We start from the raw sequence: 255 nt of genomic DNA, 5'->3' as shown, positions 1-255 counted from the left end.
CTTTCGGCGTGCGAGTTTTTCACTCGCATTGTCGTTACTCATGTCAGCATTCGCACTTCTGATACCTCCAGCAAGCTTCTCAACTCACCTTCACAGGCTTACAGAACGCTCCTCTACCGCATCACCAAAGGTGATACCCGTAGCTTCGGTGCATGGTTTGAGCCCCGTTACATCTTCCGCGCAGGCCGACTCGACTAGTGAGCTATTACGCTTTCTTTAAAGGATGGCTGCTTCTAAGCCAACCTCCTAGCTGTC

Annotated in this window: 1 rRNA gene; it reads right to left on the bottom strand. The window is 51.4% G+C overall.

The window, feature by feature from the left end:
• Positions 1-255, bottom strand: a 23S ribosomal RNA gene (locus tag J5M56_RS27300); the annotation flags it as partial.

The sequence above is a fragment of the Pseudomonas sp. 51_B genome, from assembly GCF_017491595.1.
Classification (GTDB): domain Bacteria; phylum Pseudomonadota; class Gammaproteobacteria; order Pseudomonadales; family Pseudomonadaceae; genus Aquipseudomonas; species Aquipseudomonas promysalinigenes.
Note: the sequence above shows the minus strand (reverse complement) of the source record. Positions and strands in the feature narration are given on the sequence as shown.